We start from the raw sequence: 17,386 nt of genomic DNA, 5'->3' as shown, positions 1-17,386 counted from the left end.
AGCTGTACTTAACAACTTAGTTACTTATTGGAGGGTTTTGTTGAATATAATTTTTGTCGCTGATATTTTTGGTTTAACCGATGAGTTTAAGCACTTATGTCAGCAAGTTACTGCTAACCTTGAGCAAGGTCTTGGCGTTGAAAAATCCGATGGCGTGGAAAAAGCCTATGGCGTTAAATGCCATATGGTTGGCCCTTATCAACAACAACCGAAATCACTCACCTGTGAGCGTGACGCTTATCAGTACTTTATTGAAAACGTTAGTTTAGAGGGGTACGTTAACAAACTTGAGCAAAAGCTGTTGGCAATATCAGGCGGTAAATTGTTGGTGGGTTTTAGTGTTGGCGGCAGTGCTATTTGGCAGTTATGCGCACAAGGCGCGGTTAAGCAAAGCTTAGGGGCTATTTGTTTTTATAGTAGTAAAATTAGACACTTAACTCGGTTAACACCCCAAATTGCGACTAGGTTAATTTTACCTAGCGCAGAGCCACATTTTTCAGTGGCTGCATTGCGCGCTGTTTTACGAGACAAATCCACCGTCACACTTGAGCAAAGTGAATACTTACATGGTTTTATGAATCCATTATCAGCGAACTATGATGGTGATGGCTATTTATATTACCTTAAAAGGCTGGCTGATTTATTATCAAGACAATACTCGCAGCATATTTTGGAAGAAAAAATATTGAGCGAGTATTAGAGAATAGTGTTAATGGTAAATAGACAAGCCTAACTCTTGGGCTAAACTCGCCACTAAATTTGTGCCAATCACTGAGTTACCAAAGCTATTTAACGGCGGACTCCAAGTACAAATAACGCCATAGTTAGGCACTATCGCAATAACACCACCGCCTACGCCACTTTTTGCGGGTAAGCCAATAGAGAAAGCAAATTCGCCAGATTGATCATACATACCACTAGTGGATAATATCGCGTTCACTCGATGGGCATCTCTTGGCGTGCAAATAGCTTCTTTAGACACGGGGTCGATACCTTTATTTGCTAAAAATAGTAGGCTAGTTGCCAGTTGTTCACAACTCATGGCGACTGAACATTGGGTAAAGTAATGACTTAATACCTCAGGTATTTCCGATTCTATATTGCCAAAACTTTTCATTAAATAGCTTAATGCGGCGTTTCGGCTACCATGGGCTAATTCTGATTGGTAAACATAGTTGTCGACATAAATACTGTCATCATGAGCTATCGAGCGCATAAAACTTAGAAAGGCTAACTTACTAGAAGAAAAGTGGCTAGTGAGCACATCAGCCACTAATAAGGCGCCAGCATTTATCACTGGATTTCGGGGAATACCTTTTTCCCACTCTAATTGAATAATTGAGTTAAAGGGTTGCCCAGACGGCTCCATATTAACCCGTTGCCACAAGTCATCGCCGATACGGTTCATTGCCATAACCAAACCAAACACTTTTGAAATACTTTGAATCGAAAAGGGCTCTTGATAGTCGCCAGCGCCAACAGTTTTACCGTCAATAGTGGAAACACAAACGCCCATCTTTTCTGGGCTGACTTCAGCCAAGGCTGGAATGTAATCGGCTACTTTACCTTGAGTATAAAATTCTTGCTGTGCTGCGAGTAAGGTTTGTAATTTGACCTGCAAGTTGGAAATGTCTTTTATCATATAACGGACTTGTTTATCTTTTGAATAGCTTGCAATAATGCATGAGGGACCTTCATTATGCACAAAAAATGATACATGCCTAGCGCTTTGTTAGCCTTGCTATGTTTAGTGGGGTAAATGCCTAACCCTGTTGTTTTATCTTTTCCTCTTCTAGCATGAAAAGCTTATTTATTTTAGACAGTTGCAACATCAACTAAATAATATTTATGCTTTATTTTATTATTATTATTTTGTGCTGCCATGGGGTTTTGACATTATTTAATGCACTATTTATGCAGATATATAAGCGTAAGAATTTTATTGGGTACTTTTGATTTATCCAATTTTTACACCTTAAAGTCGTCAGGTTAAGTCGTATTTTTGTTTTTTAAGACAAAATAGAAACAAAAGCTAGCAGACCTTAACCAGCACCTCTAACTAACACATATTTATAGATTATAAAATAAGCTACTTGGTTTAGGGAAAAATCTACCAGCAAGCCATTATATTTTTTTTGTTCATATTATGTACAAAAAAAATTCCTTCTAGGGGTTTTCCCCTGCATGTTATAGGGAGTGTTCCTGATGGTCTTACCAGCTAAGTTCGAGTTAAATGAAAGGGTAAATAAAATATACTTTCACATATAGGCAGATAAAAATATGAAATCTATAATAAAAAACATTGCATTAAGCATGTCAATCGCAGGTATTAGCTTAAGTGCAACTGCTGCAGCAGTTATTGGTTCTCAATTAGAGCAACAATTACAAAACATGAAAGCAACCGACAGTGCAATGGTTGTGGTTTCATATGATCAATTAGATGCTTTAACCACTAGCCAGCTGCAAAGCTTATTAAACCTTGGATTAACGCAAGGTGTTCAGTTTAAATCACTACCTATTATTGGCGTAATGGCGAGTCCAGTTCAAATTAATCAATTAGCGGCTATGCCAGGTATTCGTTCTGTATTTGCTAACCGTTCGTTGGAATATTACAACGCAGAAGCACGAGAGATAACTGGTGTAGAAAAATTACAATCAAGCAAATTTGAAAACAAAAATGGTATGAAATTTACCGGTAAGGGCGTTACCGTCATTGTTAACGACTCTGGTATAGATGCGACTTTAGATGATTTAGAATTTGGCACTAAAGTTGTTGGAAATGTTCAAGGCATCACGCATGCTCAAGCACTTTCTTTAACAGGCGTTGATGGAATGTGGATTAAAGGCCAACCTAATACAGACTTAAATGTTGGTCATGGTACGCATTGTGCCGGTACGGTTGGCGGTTGGGGTACACACTCTGACGGTAAATATAAAGGTGCAGCACCCGGTGCTGACATTGTAGGTTATGGCTCAGGCGCGGGTCTTTCTATTTTAGATGCTCTAGGCGGCTATGATTTTGCTATTAGTAGTATTTGGGACTTTAATTCCCCCATTCGTGTGATGAGTAACTCTTGGGGTTCTAGTGGAAAGTATGACCCTGCAGGCCCGATATCTTTAGCGTCATATAAAGCTCACAGACTAGACATAATTTCAGTATTTGCTGCTGGCAATAGTGGTGCAGGCGAAGACACTCATAACCCATATGCTCAAATCCCTTGGGGTATGTCGGTAGGTGCTAGTACTAAGCAAGGCGATTTAATTGATTTCTCATCGCGTGGAAAACGTGGTGAAACAGGCGATTTCACTATGCCTGATGGCTCATCTTGGACCTATAAGAACGAAGTCACTATTGTTGCACCGGGTGTTGATATTATTTCGACCCGCGCTAAGACCAATATAGCCTCTAACGGTGGTGCTGACGATGTTGGCGTTATTGAAAACGAATACTTACCTTTTTACACCAGAATTTCGGGTACGTCCATGGCAGCGCCACATGTAGCGGGCATTGTTGCCTTAATGTTAGAAGCTAATCCTGCTTTAACAAATTTACAAATAAAAGCCATTATTCAACAAACGGCCACTAATATGCCAGGTTATCAATCTTGGGAAGTGGGCGCTGGACATGTCAATGCTTATGCAGCGGTAGCCGGTGCATTAGCTTATGACGAGCAAAATAGTGCTACGGTAAATAACCTCAATACATTTAATGCCAATGCGATCATTATTGATGATAAAACGCCTGAATCATTTAGTGTTTTATTTTCACCTGTGGGTGAACCCGAAGTACATCTATTTAATGTGGCTGATGATGCTGCATGGATTAGTGCTTCATCTGAAACGCTTGCCAATCTGGTTAAACTTAAATTGGAGGCGCCAGACGGAACCGTATATTTTGGTAACTTAACCACACCAGTCTTGAGCAGCACCATGCGAGTTTCTGCACCAGCACAAGCCGGAGAATGGAAACTGTCTGCTTTTGGCATAACCTCTTTGTCAGGTGTACAAGCTGATCCAACAGGCACCACTAATGGCCCAGGTATTCCTGAATTTATCGAGGGTGATATTGCAATTTTAACCTCGGGTGGATATGAAGGCTTGAATGATATTTCCAACCATCCTGCTGAAAGCGCGATTGAATTTGCGGTCAGTGAGCGTTTAATTGATAGCAAAAACAATAAGACTTATCGTCCGGATGCTAACTTAACACGTCAAGATTTAGCTCAATTTTTAGTCATGGGCCTGTCAATTAGGCAGCAACGTGATTTATTGAATGAACAAAAACCAGCGTTTACTGATGTTAGCAGTCAATATGCTCCTTTTGTAGATGCAGTCACAACACTTGGCTCTGCGCTAAAAGATAGAGTACAAAATCAATGGCCAGTTATGTTATCTAATGGTAGTGAATTTACCCCTCGAAAAAATGTCAGTAAGCAAGAATTAGCTTACTCATTAGTGCAAGGCCTAGGGTTAGAAACACAAGCATTAAACTTTTCTGGTGAGATAACGGTTGATTACAACGGTGAGCGCATTACTGTGATGGACTCAAGTTCTGTAACACCTGTCTTAAAAGGTTATGTGCAAGCGGCTATCGATATGTCATTAATGGGTGTACGTTTTGCACTTGAGCAAGGACCTTACGACTTATCACCTACAGTAGTTGCTTACTTTGAGCCAGCTAATAACATTAAGCGTGCTGACTATGCCGTTATTATTGGTCGAGCATATGATAGCTACTTACGTTAATCGTTAGTTGCAAATACAATCGCCAACCTTATATTAGGTTGGTTTTTTGTAGCTTAAAGCTTGCTAATTGTCTACTTTCAAAGTAATTTCTGTAAGTAAAGATTACAAAAAGCCTGAGTAAAACATCAGGCTCGCATTTAGAGGAAAAACTATGTTGCACATAAAAACTATAAAAAATATAACGACTAAATTTTTGGTCACAACGGCCATTTTTTTTAGTACCTTATCTTTCGCTTCCCAACCATTATCGGTCGACGTGCAGGGTAATAAAGTAGAAGTTATTGTTCATTTACCCGGTGATATTTCTGCAGACCTTACCTTACAGTTTGAAAATGCAGTCGGCCTAACTAAAGAGAGTTTAGGATTAAGTGCAGAATTAATCGATGTTACCTCATTAGACATTATTGACCGCTTACCTAGTGGGTTAAGTATTACCCCTGCAGCGGCCTTTCCAATGATGATCACCATTGAACCTAAAGCGAATACTGGATTTTCGTTCTCGGGTGTTGCGACAATAGATCTACATACTCATAACCTAGAATATACTGCCGGCACGCCTTTTCGCTTTTTTAAAGCACCATTAAACGGGGATTTTAAAGATATTACCGAGACATTAGGCTCTGGAAGCTTGCGTACTCGTGGCACAACAGGCAAATTTTCTCAATTTATAATTGTGGCTGATTTACGTGCACCGCTAGTGGTTGTTCAACAAAAAATCAATGATTTACAAACCGCGCTAACTGAATTTTCTCCGCAAATAAATGCGGCGGTTTATTCAGCGTTATTACAAGATATGAACGACATTAATCAGTTGATATCAATACAGGATTACAACACGGCAAGTAATAAGCTTAATGAGTTTAATCGTCGTATTAACGACAATCGTGGCATTAATATTCCAGATGTATGGCGTTCAAGCCGAGATATTCGTAATATTGCCGGTGAGTTGATGGCATTCTCAAAGACCTTGCGATTTAGTTTGCGTTTAATTAAGTAACGCAACCATTTTTTATATAGAGGTGTTGTTATGCCAGCTAGAATTACCGTTTGTTATCCTAACCAAGCAGCAGTAGAAAGTTTTCTTTATGAAGACAGTGGCTACCGTTTAGGGCGCTCAAATGAATGTGAACTTTTATTAGATCACCCTACGGTTTCTCGCCAACATGCTAAAGTTGCGCATACAAATAAAATTTGGCAACTTAATGATGAGCGCAGTCGCAACGGCACAAAAGTCAATGGTATTGCCATTACTCAGTCCACTTTAAATACGGATGCATTAATTTCGATTGGTGAATTAGACTGCTTATTTGAAACAAAATCATCTGAACAGCTTGATGCTATTATTACCCATAATCAATGGCGTTTATCCAATAGCCAATCACCCATATCAACCCCTTTAACAGAGCACTTACAACATAATTTGTCGGCACAACTGCAAAATATTATCATGTTAACCGGCACTCAGCGTGGCATAATTCTATTAGGTGAAACGCTACAAACTCTGACAGTTAGTATTGCTCATGGCATGCAATTAGCTGATTTTAAATTAGCTAAATTCGAAGGCAGTGTCGGCGCTATTACTCGCTGTTTTGAGTCCGGGCAAGCGGTTATTGCCATGGATGTTACTCGCCATGAACTGTTAAGCGCACGTAAGAGTATAGAAACCAAAAAAATATCCGCATTAGCCTGCATCCCTCTATTCTATGATGATAAAGTTGTGGGTGTTGTTTACACTGACAGTAAAATATCTGATAAAGTACTTACTGAATTAGATATCGAAATTTTAAGCACCATGAGCCAGCAAATTCAAACATCAGTTCAAGCAATATTACTGCAACAATCGATTGATTCGTTGCAAAAAATTCTCGATGATGACTCAATACGGATATCAGGTAAAAAAGACGCTAGTTTGCTTAATTTGTGCCATTAAATTTTATTAATAAATAGGCTGTATGAGCACTCCTGAAAAGCCAAAATTAATTAAGTCTGTTGAAGTATCACCACAGACAACGCAAATCATTCAACCTGACAATTCACTGGCCATAGGTGAATGTCTTGCTGGTCGCTTTGTGATTAAAAGCCTGCAAGGTAGAGGGCGTTATGGCTGTGTTTATAGCGCGTATGATCAGCAACTCGATGCTGTTATTGCGATTAAGGTGCTTGATAAATCTCTTAGCCAAAATGAAAAAAATTTAGCTGACTTTAAAAATGAACTATTATTAGTTCGCCAACTTAGTCACCCTAATATTATCCGCGTCCATGAATATTATCAGCATCAAGATTTACACTTCTTAACCATGGATTGGATAGAAGGTAGTAGCTTAGAAGAAATTATTGCTAGTCAATCTCTATCGATCAAACAAGTCAAAAATTTTATTAAACAACTACTGAGTGGTTTAGCTTTTGCACAGCAAGCGGGCATAACGCATAAAGATATTAAGCCCGAAAATATCATGATAGACACCTCAGAACGGCTTTATATTGCTGATTTTGGCCTCTCGGTGCTGAATAAGGAAAGTGCTGCGGCCAGCGTGATGGGCACGCCGCACTATGCGCCACCTGAATACCTGCAATCAGGTAAAATTAATGCCAGCACAGATTTATATGCTGCAGGTATTGTTATTTTCCAACTCTGTTGCCATTGCTTACCGTTTACGGGGGATTCTATTGATGAAATTATACAGAGTAAGTTACTCCACAAGCCTAAGTTTAAGCCAGAAAATGCTGAAATTAATGTGCTTAAATCCTGGTTGTTATCTTTAATTTCAGCTCATAGTGCATCACGCCCATTAAATATCGCACTGGCAGAACAAGAATACATAGCGTTAACAAACGACAAAAAAACGTCAAGTAAAACCGCTATATTTTATGGTGTTTTTGCACTCTTACTGGTTGGGGCGATTCTTACGACTTGGCTGTACAGCTTACCGAAAGCAATCAAGTCTAGTGCTAAAAGTCATTTCGCTGTCGCCATATTGCCGACATCGACCAAAGACGAAGAGTTTGATCAAACATTTGCTAATTATTTAAATTATCAATTAAATGAAATTCCCAATTTACGAGTGATAGAGCAATCGAGACTTAAGCAACTATTAGCGCAACTAGGTATAAAGTTACCGTTAGATGACAGTAAAATTGAGCTAGTATCTGATTTACTACAAGTCGATTTACTGATCAGTCCACAAACGATTGTTGCTGGTACTCAAGCAACGGAGATACAGTTTGAATTGATCTTTGTTGATGGTTTTAAGATCCATCGTGAAACCTTACTTCGACAAGGTTTTGACGAAAAAAACTGGCAAAGTATTTCGGTTCATTTTGTAGATAACTTCAAAAAACGCTTAGCTTTAGAATCGAATGCCACGCCTGTCTTATCACTTGATCCTAATCCGCTGATTGACTTATTTGCTATTAAAGTTTTTATCGCACAAGGGGATTTTGCGAGTGCACAACTAGCGCTTACCCCAATACTGAGTGATAACCCAGAGTCTGCGCAAACTTGGCTACAACAAGGTGAGCTTAACCTTGCCCAAAACTTAATTTTAGAAGCAGAGCAAGCTTACGGTAAGGCTGCAGAGTTTAGTACAGTTAATTCTTATACGGCAAAACTTGCTAGTGCACGATTAAATGATTTAGCCGGTAAAGTTGAGCAAGCACAAACTGACTACTTAGTCTTAGTAAATACCTTTCCTTATAACACTGAACTTAAAATGATGTTGGCGGAGTTTTATTTTTTAATTGAACAGCATCAAAAAATGGAATCGCTATTACTGGACGTGGTAAACATTGATGCTAATCATCCCAAAGCTTGGTTTATGTTAGGCAGAGCAGCCTTTTTACAAGGGGATTTTGAAAAAGCACTGAATGAATATTTTGTTAAAGCACTAGTCACAGCAAAGAAACTAAAAAATCAATATAAAGAAGGTGAAGCCCTAAATGCTTTTGGCGTGGTATACGAGCAGTTAGGTGAAACAAAATTAGCTTTTGACTATTATCAAGAAGCGTTGGCGATTAGAAGGCGTAGTGGCGATTTAGCAGGCGCCACTACGACAATGACAAATTTAGCTCCGATGCATGTAGCTATTGGCGAATATCAAAAAGCCGAACAATATTTAAAAGAAAGCTTAGATCTTTATCAGCAGTTAAACGATCAGGAAGGTCTTTCAAATATTTACAATGAACTTGGCAATTTGGCTGAGGAACAAGCCTTGTACCAAATTGCTTTAGAGAATTACCGTCAGGCCTTAAATATTCGTGTTGATTTAGGTAACTTAATGCTGCAAGCAGAGAGTATGAACAATATAGGTTATAGCTATTTTATGTTGCTTGACCCTGAGCATGCTCTGGTTTATTGGCGTCAATCAGAGCAGTTATATCAGCAAATTCAATTTCCAATCGGCATTATTCATGTCAGACAAAACTTAGGTCAGTTGGAGCTAGCGAAAGGTAATTGGCGTAATGCCTATCACCTTTTTAATAATACCTTAGCAGATGCTAATCAGCTTAATAGCACTGAAGAATCGCTGGTATCACACAGCTACCTAACTAAATTGGCTTTTTTACAAGGTAACTTTCAATCGAGCATAACAGAGTTGAAAGCGCTTTATGATGAAGCAACAAAAATGCATGATGTTAGAGCTATCGCACAGCTTGGACTTTGGTTAGCTGACTGGTCTCTGCAATTGGGTGATATTAAAAAAGCAGAAGAACATCTGGCTAAAATTAGCACTATAGTCTCAACCTATGGAAATAAAGAATATAAAGCGACTTACCAGTTTTTAATCAATCAAAATCAAACAAGTGTTATAAGTAAAGCTTGGGTAGAGCAGGATGTTGTTGCCGATCACGCTCATCAAGTCATTTATATCCGTGCGTTAATCGAGCAAGCAAAACAAGCGTTGCGTGCGGGAAGTAAAGATATTCGTGCCAATTTGGCGCCATTAGCAAAAATAGATTTTGGTCTTTATCAATATCAATATATTGAGTATTTAGAGCTACTAGCGGTGCAACAATATTATTCACAGGCATGGACTGACTTAAAAAGTACCTTGAGAGAAGCTGATCTTTTATTAAGAAAAATGGGCGATTATTGGCGAAGTTTTCAATTTGACCGTATACGCGCGCAATTGGCGATTGTAGAGCAGAAAAATCCAGAGAAATATCATGCGAAAGTTCGTCAAAAACTTAAAAATTTGATTGTAAACTTACCAACAGAAATGTCATCAAACTTCTTAGAAAAGCAAAATTATTTTCAATTTAATGACTCGCTAAAGGAAATAATTCGTTATGAGCAATAATATGGACGTGGCTAAGTTAGTTGCACAACTGAATGAAAAGCAAAAACAAATATCTCAACAGTTATATTCTGGTAACGAGCAAATGCGTGGCTTAGCTAAGCGTGTTTGGCGTGTTCAAGAAGATGAACGCAAGCATATAGCCAGAGAATTACATGACGGTGTAGGACAACTCTTAACCGCTTTAATCAATCAATTACAACAAGTACAAAAGAGCGAACCGGCAATAGCCTTAAGTGAAAGTATTGATTTAGCGCGCCAAGCCTTGTCTGATACTCGGGTTATTTCTCGTTTAATGCGACCCAGAATTTTAGACGATCTTGGCCTTATCCCCGCCTTAGAATGGTTAGTGAGAATAATGGGCGAGCCAGAAGAGGTAGAAATTGAATTTCATCATCAGATAAATACCGAGATAGATAGCGATACGCAAACCTTAGCTTTTCGTGTCATACAAGAAGCGCTAACTAATGCGATTAAACATGCTCAAGCTAAAACTATTACCTTAAATGTAATAGCAACCAGTAAACTGTTAATGATCAAAATAGAAGATGACGGTGTTGGCATGCCTATTGGTACAGAAGATAACCCAGATGGCTTCGGCTTGGGCGCTATGCGAGATAGGGTCAGTGCTTTTGGTGGCCAGTTAACCATTCATTCATCACCTAACCAAGGTTGCGAAATCAAGGTGTTAGTGACAGGAAGAGAAATGTCATGATCAGTGTACTTATTGCTGATGACCATACTATTTTACGTCATGGTCTGGTCAGTTTATTAAGCAAAGATGAAAATATTCGTGTTGTGGCTGAGGCTGCAGACGGAGTAGAAGCCATTAAAAAGGCGCTGGAATTAAGGCCTACCGTTATTGTTATTGATATAAGTATGCCGGTACTTAATGGCATGGAAGCGGTTAAACGCTTACACGAGCAATTGCCTGAGTCTAAAGTGCTAGTGCTTACCATGCATGAAGAGCAGGAATATGTCATACATATGGTTAGAGCAGGAGCTTCAGGTTATCTATTAAAAGATAGTGCGAGTGATGAATTAATTGATGCGGTAAAAGCCTTGGCTGAAGGAAAAACCTATTTCAGCCAGTATGCCGCTAGCGTTTTAGCTACTCAATACAATAAACCAGCAGAAAGTTGGCAAGACCCTTATAAAAATCTGACTAATCGTGAACGTGAAGTGTTTCACTTGATCATTGAAGGTAAAACCACGAAAGAAATCGCTCGTTCTTTAGATATTAGTGTCAAAACCGCAGAAAACCATCGCGGAAAAGTATTAGACAAAATTGATGTCGCTAATGCCGCAGAACTAGTGCGCTATGCCGCTAAAAACCACTTATTGCTATAAATCAGGTGGTTTGCCCTATGCCTTATAGGGGTTTATCCTGATTCTTTAATGCCTTGATGTTTGAGATGCTCCTTGTATCGAAACTAATAAGGTATTTCCAATGCTTAAAACTAAAATAAAAAATAAATTGTTAATCGCAGGCCTTATGGGAGCAGGATTAACTTTACTGTCTTCTAGTCTATCTGCTAAATCATTAGGTCCTGAATTAAATGGCTTAATGTCAACTGCTGCTGCTCATGATGTTTTTGAAGTGATAGTGACATTTGATGGTGAAGGTGCAATAAACCCTGAACGTTTAAATGTTATAGAATCTGCCGGTGTTATCGGTGGTATTAGTTTTAAGATGTTGCCTATTGTTGGTATTACCGCAACAAAAGCGCAAATTGAACAAATATATGCCTCAAATAAAGTACGCTCTGTTTATTTTAACGCACCACTATCATTAGAAAACGATGGCGCAACACAAATTACCGGTGTTGACCGTTTACGTGATGACAGCAGTATGCGCAGTAACGGTCAGCCATTTTCTGGTCGCGGTATCGGCGTTGTTGTTAACGACTCGGGTGTTGACGGCACACACACGGATATTAAATTCCCAAATCACGTTGTGCAAAACGTACTAGCGCAAACTAACTTGCATTCGTTATCCGATATTTTGCCAATTACATATCAAGAAGATACGGCTAACACAGATATTGCTGGTGGTCATGGTTCACATGTTGCGGGTATTATCGGTGGCAATGGTGCTATGTCGATTGGTAAATACCAAGGTGTAGCTCCAGGCGCTAATATTATTGGTTACGGCTCAGGCGCAGGTCTATTTATCTTAGACACGATTGGCGGTTTTGATTACGCATTAACGCATCAACATAATTACAATATTCGCGTTATATCAAACTCTTTTGGTAGTACTAGTGATACAGGTACAGACTTTAATCCAGATCATCCAACTAACGTAGCCACCAAAAAACTATCAGACAATGGTGTTATCGTGGTTTTCTCAGCGGGTAACTCTGGTAGTGGTGAAGCGACTATTACCGGTAACTTTAAAAAAGCTCCTTGGGTTGTCACTGTTGCAGCAGGCGATAAAGAAGGCAGACTAGCTGACTTTAGTTCACGTGGTGTGAAAGGAAAAGGCGGTCAAGTCACCGTTGATGGTGAAGTTTTTTATTGGGAAGACCGACCTACTGTTACGGCCCCAGGTGTTGATATTATTTCTGTACGTGCATCATTATCAAGCTTAAGTGCCTTAAGCATTGCCGACGACAGTGAAGTAATGGCGGCTAATCAAGTACCTTATTACACGTCTATGAGCGGTACATCGATGTCGGCTCCTCATGTTGCTGGTGTTATTGCCTTGATGTTAGAAGCCAACCCAAATCTACAATGGCGCGAAGTAAAAGCGATTTTACAAGCAACCGCAACCAATATGCCAGGTCGTGAAACTTGGGAAGCTGGTGCCGGTTATGTTAATGCTTATGCCGCGGTTAAATCGATAGTGGACGAAAGCCTAAACTTTGGCACTACAACAAAACTTGAGCGTACTTTTAATGCCCAAGCATTAACCTCAGTAGAAAAAGAATATGCTGACTCTGTACCTTATAGTCCGATTGGTGATGACAGCATTACGATTGAAGTGAGTGCGGAGGCTTCTATGGTAATGGTTCGTGCTAATGTTACTGATAATACCGTAGGACTTTCTTTGGTTAGCCCATCAGGTAAACGTTTTAGCTCTAGTATTTCTCTACCGGTTTTAGGTCAAAACATTGCGGTAACAGCACCTGCTGAAGCCGGCGACTGGACCCTTAGCGCTAATGGTATTGGTGGTCTTTCAGGTGTTGATGCTGATCCAACAGGAATAAGCAACGGTTATGCCGTACCTGGTGATATTGATGTCACTGTTAAAATTATCAAAACAGACGGTTATACTGGGCTTGATGATATTGAAGGTCATCCTGCAAAATCCTTTATTGAATATGCGGTAAGTGAAGAGTTAGTTGATGCCAAAATTACTGGATATGAGCCTAATGCAATATTGTCACGCCAAGACCTTGCTGACTTTTTAACCTTAGGCGCTGGTATTCGTCAATCTAATCTAGCGACAAGCAATGCCTTCAACGATGTTGATGCTGACGCTAAACTTGCTGCAGCGATTAATGCGGTGAACTCAACAGGTGCTGCTTTGCGTAATACCGAACAGATGCAAGCGCCAGTGTTGTTGGGTACTTTGACTGGCTTTAATCCACAAGGTGGGGTTGATCGCACGCAATTAGCTTATTCTTTAGTACAATCATTGGCATTACAACCTTTAGCCGAAAGCTTCAATGGTGAAATTACCGTGGTTTTTCAAGACCAACGCATAGCCTTAGCAGACCAAGGAGATATTCTTGCTGAATTCAAAGGTTACGTTCAATTGGCATTAGATTTAGGCATATTAAACGCATATTTTGAGATCGAACAAGGTGCTTTTGATTTAGAACCTAGCATTACCGCTAACTTTAACGGTACTAATCTGGTGTCTCGCGGTGATTACGCTGTAGCCGTAACACGATTTTTAAACAACTATTAATAGTTAAAAAGCTCTAGTAGCAAAGCCCACCGGCTTGATTTAGGTGGGCTTTTTATTCGCTGGATGGCTTGATAAATAGGATGGCTTGATAAATAGTAAAGATTTTAGTGATACAAACTGTTTTATACCAATTTTATTCATTAGGTTGTCTACTTTATACGCAGGAAAAATGGCCAAATATAAGGCATTTATTTTAATCACTAGTTGTTCTAATTATTAAATAAATAACGCAGTAGTGGGTTATTTTAACCAGTAAAAATGATCAGATAATGAGTGAGATTGGTATTATTTAACCATTTGTTAGTTAATTCATCCAAAAATTCATCACAGGTAAATTCTAATGAAATTTAAATCTTTTAACTTTAAATCTTTTAACAAAGTACTCATTGGTTCTGTATTATCTTTAAGTTGTTTAGTCAATTCGGCAAATGCTGGATTGATCACTATTGGCGCGTTAACCAGTAATGATGACGACTCTACTAGCGTCATTAGTGATACGCTAAATAATCTTGACTGGCTAAGATGGGATGAATTAGCCGATTTAACTTACGCGGAAACTTTGTTCCAAACATCAGTTGTTGGCGATTATTCAGATTGGACTATAGCGGGCGCAAATGAAGCTAATTTGTTTCTCGACGCACTATTTAATAGCAGACACGATTGTGCCACGAACACAACGGAGCTTGTTACTTGTGGTGATAGCGGTAACTTTACCAGTGCACAATACACCAGGCTATTAGGCGACTCATCAACACGGGGCGCTAGCAGTGTCGATGCTGCATGGTTCTACGATGATGTTATCACTGATGCTAAAGCAGGTTTTTTAAACCTAAAGTCAGGGACTAGCAATGAAAAATTTAATACCTTTGGAGCAACTATAGCTGACACAGACTCTTATTCCACGCTTGGTCCAAGCAGTGCAGAATCTATTGGTTGGTTAATGTTTCGAACAAGCACTGCACCAGCATCTGTACCTGAACCTTCAACACTGGCTGTTTTCGCGATAGGCTTGATGGGATTAGTAGCACGCCGATTTAAGAGATAATCTTAAATCGCAGTATAACTTGTTGTGAAGTGTTATCGCTTGCCTTAGCTTTTTTTATGTCCTTCCTTTAGAGATCTTCTAAATTTCAATATCTAAGTCTCAAATTGAGCTGATCACCGTTTTGAGCTGGCTTGCAAGCGTGGTGCTGAGTAATTTATGTGACTCAAGCAGCGCATTATCGTTCGAGAGAACGGTTGCGTTTTTGATTAAATCAATGCGCTTTTAAGCTAATATAACTGCATTTCAACCACGCTATTTGTTGATCTTACAGTATGAAAAACTTATTTACTTTAGACAGTGGCAATCTTGGTTAATCATTTAAATGCGGTATTTTATTTTACTATTATTGAGTGGTGTTATGGTAGTTTTGACATTATTCATTACTTTAGCTACAAGCTTCTAAACTAGGGTAATGAATAATGCCGTCTTTTTACTCAAGATCCCACTGGCTAATCGAGATATGCTTAATTTCAGTGATCAAATTAATGATTGAGCTCATTGTGTGAAGTATATTCATGCTCATTTGTCTGCTCCTGGTTGAAAAAATATCAGTGTTAATCCGATAACGCCGCTATTTTTTCTACTTTGGTTACCGGTAACAGTCGTCTAATTTTTTGTAAATTACCTGCTGTAATGGGGTTATCGTCAATAGTAACGGCAAATTCAAAGTCTTTTAATGCTGCGGTTAATTGATTTTGTTTATACCTAGCAACACCACGGTTACTGTAATTAAGTGAGGTTAAATAGCGAACTTTGCTACTTTGACGCTTGATAGACTCTATGCTATCGATTGCCTCTGTACAGGCTGACTCTGATTTTTTGTTCTGGGTAGATTGCAAATAAGCCACACACAAATTCATTTTACGATCATAAAAATCTTTGCTACTTTCACTAGCGGTTAATTTTTTTATCCCCAATGCTACTTTACCTTTAGTTAGGTCTGCAGTACCCACAGTCCCTTTTACAACAGCCACTTGGAATATCGCTTCATTGGCTAAAGTTGCATGCGTAGTACTTAATAATAAAGTGGCGAATAGTGTGTTTTTTAGCATGGTTTTGTTCATGTTGTTATCCCATATGTGTTGTGCATCAAATTGATACAACAACAATATAAAGATAAGCCCAATAACTGACAAACGATTAGAATACACCTATCAAGTGAATAAAATTCAACTGTATGTCAGTAGGTTAACTGTGTTATTAGCGAACTATTTATTCTAGGTCGAACATCAGCATTTAACGCTTATAAGCGTAAGGGGGTTAAATTGTGAAGGTTTCTTTTACCCATTGAGCAAAGAGCTTCAGCTTTGTATTATTATCCATATTTTCATGCTGAATAAGATAATATTTATCATTGGTATTTAATTCCTCGTCAAATAGCTTTACCAGCAGTTGCTCACTGAACCAGGCTTTACTCATTGGCAATGGCACTAATGCTATACCCATGCCTTGTTGTGCCGCTCGAACTACAGCATACATACTGTCAAATTGGATGATTTGTTTAGGGTCAAAATCGTCAACATTATTTTTATCAGCCCATTGATGCCAAGACCATGGGCGTGATCTATGTAAAAGTAACGGTGTGGTTTTTAAGGCAGAAAAACCGGTATTTTTTAGCTTTTTATAAAGTTTTTTGTTACAAGCAGGAGCATAACGAATAGGAAATAACTCTTGAACTATTTTTGCATTAGGCTTGCCATTAGCAAGCACAATAGATAAATCTGCAGACCGTGATGGTTCGCTACCAGACTTAACCGTTTCTAGCTGTAGGTTAATGGTTGGGTTATTTTGCGACCACTCTGATAAACGAGGGATAAATAATTCGCTGGCAAAAAATTCTGGCAAACTAATGACAATAGTTTGATTTTGTTGCTTTTGCGTAAATTCGTCTATGGTTGATTCTAATTGATTAATTAACGGTTGAATCGATTGGTAAAACTGTTTTCCGGCACTGGTAAGTTCAATGGTTCTGGTGCCACGATTGAATAAAACGATACCTAATTGTGTTTCAAGTTGTTTTATTTGATGGCTAACGGCTGAGGGAGTTAAAAATAATTGTGCTGCAGCATGCTTAAAGCTTAAACATTTCGACGCTACGCAAAATGAGCGTAGGCCACGTATAGGTGTTTGAATTGGCATAGTTAACATATTTTAATAAAGACAAATGCTTTAAAGCAAAACTTAAGCCGTAATTTAACCTATTGATTTAATATGATTTATTTTATTAATTACGCTTTGAAATACCGCCTAGTGCACCATTATAGTGTGCTTGCACCAAAATAATATTGTCGATAAAAAATAATGAAAAAAAAGGACATCGATTGATGTCCTTAAAATGAAACAAATTAACTATGTAAAAATGTTCTTTGAACCGGGGGAGAT

The 17,386-nt window shown here is 38.8% G+C and carries 12 protein-coding genes; 9 read left to right on the top strand and 3 right to left on the bottom strand.

The genetic code is table 11. From position 1 onward, the window contains the following. The first annotated feature begins 40 nt into the window (after positions 1-40). Positions 41-700 carry a hypothetical protein gene (locus H4J54_RS05385; RefSeq protein WP_182189890.1) on the top strand — a complete coding sequence of 220 codons (660 nt, stop codon included), beginning with the start codon at positions 41-43 and terminating at the stop codon, positions 698-700. A 9-nt stretch (positions 701-709) separates the two neighbouring features. Here the strand turns inward: H4J54_RS05385 and glsB are convergent, their stop codons facing one another. Continuing rightward, the gene (gene glsB, locus H4J54_RS05380) at positions 710-1,642 is read right to left on the bottom strand and encodes a glutaminase B (protein WP_182185367.1); all 933 of its coding nucleotides are present in this window, start codon (positions 1,640-1,642) and stop codon (positions 710-712) included. 638 nt (positions 1,643-2,280) lie between these two features. On the opposite strand from glsB, the gene H4J54_RS05375 reads away from it, so the two are divergent. The 8 genes from H4J54_RS05375 to H4J54_RS19390 all read left to right on the top strand — a co-directional run bounded on the left by H4J54_RS05375 (position 2,281) and on the right by H4J54_RS19390 (position 15,004). Continuing rightward, positions 2,281-4,746, top strand: a complete 2,466-nt coding sequence (locus H4J54_RS05375) for a S8 family serine peptidase (protein WP_182189889.1) — start codon at positions 2,281-2,283, stop codon at positions 4,744-4,746. Between the two features lie 151 nt (positions 4,747-4,897). Beyond that, entirely contained in the window at positions 4,898-5,743 is an 846-nt protein-coding gene (locus tag H4J54_RS05370; RefSeq protein WP_220464281.1) for a DUF6689 family protein, read from the top strand. Between the two features lie 30 nt (positions 5,744-5,773). Continuing rightward, entirely contained in the window at positions 5,774-6,676 is a 903-nt protein-coding gene (locus H4J54_RS05365; RefSeq protein ID WP_182189888.1) for an FHA domain-containing protein, read from the top strand. A gap of 22 nt (positions 6,677-6,698) precedes the next feature. Then, positions 6,699-10,043 (top strand): serine/threonine-protein kinase, encoded by a 3,345-nt coding sequence (locus H4J54_RS05360; protein WP_182189887.1) that lies wholly within the window; start codon positions 6,699-6,701, stop codon positions 10,041-10,043. Then, complete coding sequence (locus H4J54_RS05355) at positions 10,033-10,755, top strand: sensor histidine kinase (protein ID WP_182189886.1); 723 nt, start codon at positions 10,033-10,035, stop codon at positions 10,753-10,755. The genes H4J54_RS05360 and H4J54_RS05355 overlap by 11 nt, the downstream gene beginning before the upstream one ends. After that, entirely contained in the window at positions 10,752-11,390 is a 639-nt protein-coding gene (locus H4J54_RS05350; RefSeq protein WP_182189885.1) for a response regulator transcription factor, read from the top strand. The genes H4J54_RS05355 and H4J54_RS05350 overlap by 4 nt, the downstream gene beginning before the upstream one ends. 100 nt (positions 11,391-11,490) lie before the next feature. Then, positions 11,491-13,959 (top strand): S8 family serine peptidase, encoded by a 2,469-nt coding sequence (locus tag H4J54_RS05345; protein WP_182189884.1) that lies wholly within the window; start codon positions 11,491-11,493, stop codon positions 13,957-13,959. Positions 13,960-14,299: 340 nt separating this feature from the next. Continuing rightward, positions 14,300-15,004 (top strand): PEP-CTERM sorting domain-containing protein, encoded by a 705-nt coding sequence (locus H4J54_RS19390; RefSeq protein WP_259367115.1) that lies wholly within the window; start codon positions 14,300-14,302, stop codon positions 15,002-15,004. Between the two features lie 554 nt (positions 15,005-15,558). On the opposite strand, the gene H4J54_RS05335 is transcribed toward H4J54_RS19390, so the two are convergent. Next, positions 15,559-16,068, bottom strand: coding sequence for a tetratricopeptide repeat protein (locus H4J54_RS05335; RefSeq protein WP_182189883.1), 510 nt, complete (start codon positions 16,066-16,068; stop codon positions 15,559-15,561). Between the two features lie 196 nt (positions 16,069-16,264). Continuing rightward, positions 16,265-17,137 carry a LysR family transcriptional regulator gene (locus tag H4J54_RS05330; protein ID WP_182135037.1) on the bottom strand — a complete coding sequence of 291 codons (873 nt, stop codon included), beginning with the start codon at positions 17,135-17,137 and terminating at the stop codon, positions 16,265-16,267. Positions 17,138-17,386: the final 249 nt, after the last annotated feature.

Source organism: Colwellia sp. MB3u-8, from assembly GCF_014076985.1.
Lineage (GTDB): Bacteria > Pseudomonadota > Gammaproteobacteria > Enterobacterales > Alteromonadaceae > Cognaticolwellia.
The sequence above is the reverse complement of the archived record's forward strand: the minus strand, read 5'-3'. Positions and strand labels throughout refer to the sequence as shown.

Excerpts from the sequence above, each read along its gene's own strand:
- glsB (WP_182185367.1), bottom strand. The coding sequence starts at position 1,642 with ATGATAAAAGACATTTCCAACTTGCAGGTCAAATTACAAACCTTACTC.
- H4J54_RS05375 (WP_182189889.1), top strand. The coding sequence starts at position 2,281 with ATGAAATCTATAATAAAAAACATTGCATTAAGCATGTCAATCGCAGGT.
- H4J54_RS05370 (WP_220464281.1), top strand. The coding sequence starts at position 4,898 with ATGTTGCACATAAAAACTATAAAAAATATAACGACTAAATTTTTGGTC.
- H4J54_RS05365 (WP_182189888.1), top strand. The coding sequence starts at position 5,774 with ATGCCAGCTAGAATTACCGTTTGTTATCCTAACCAAGCAGCAGTAGAA.
- H4J54_RS05360 (WP_182189887.1), top strand. The coding sequence starts at position 6,699 with ATGAGCACTCCTGAAAAGCCAAAATTAATTAAGTCTGTTGAAGTATCA.
- H4J54_RS05355 (WP_182189886.1), top strand. The coding sequence starts at position 10,033 with ATGAGCAATAATATGGACGTGGCTAAGTTAGTTGCACAACTGAATGAA.
- H4J54_RS05350 (WP_182189885.1), top strand. The coding sequence starts at position 10,752 with ATGATCAGTGTACTTATTGCTGATGACCATACTATTTTACGTCATGGT.
- H4J54_RS05345 (WP_182189884.1), top strand. The coding sequence starts at position 11,491 with ATGCTTAAAACTAAAATAAAAAATAAATTGTTAATCGCAGGCCTTATG.
- H4J54_RS19390 (WP_259367115.1), top strand. The coding sequence starts at position 14,300 with ATGAAATTTAAATCTTTTAACTTTAAATCTTTTAACAAAGTACTCATT.
- H4J54_RS05335 (WP_182189883.1), bottom strand. The coding sequence starts at position 16,068 with ATGAACAAAACCATGCTAAAAAACACACTATTCGCCACTTTATTATTA.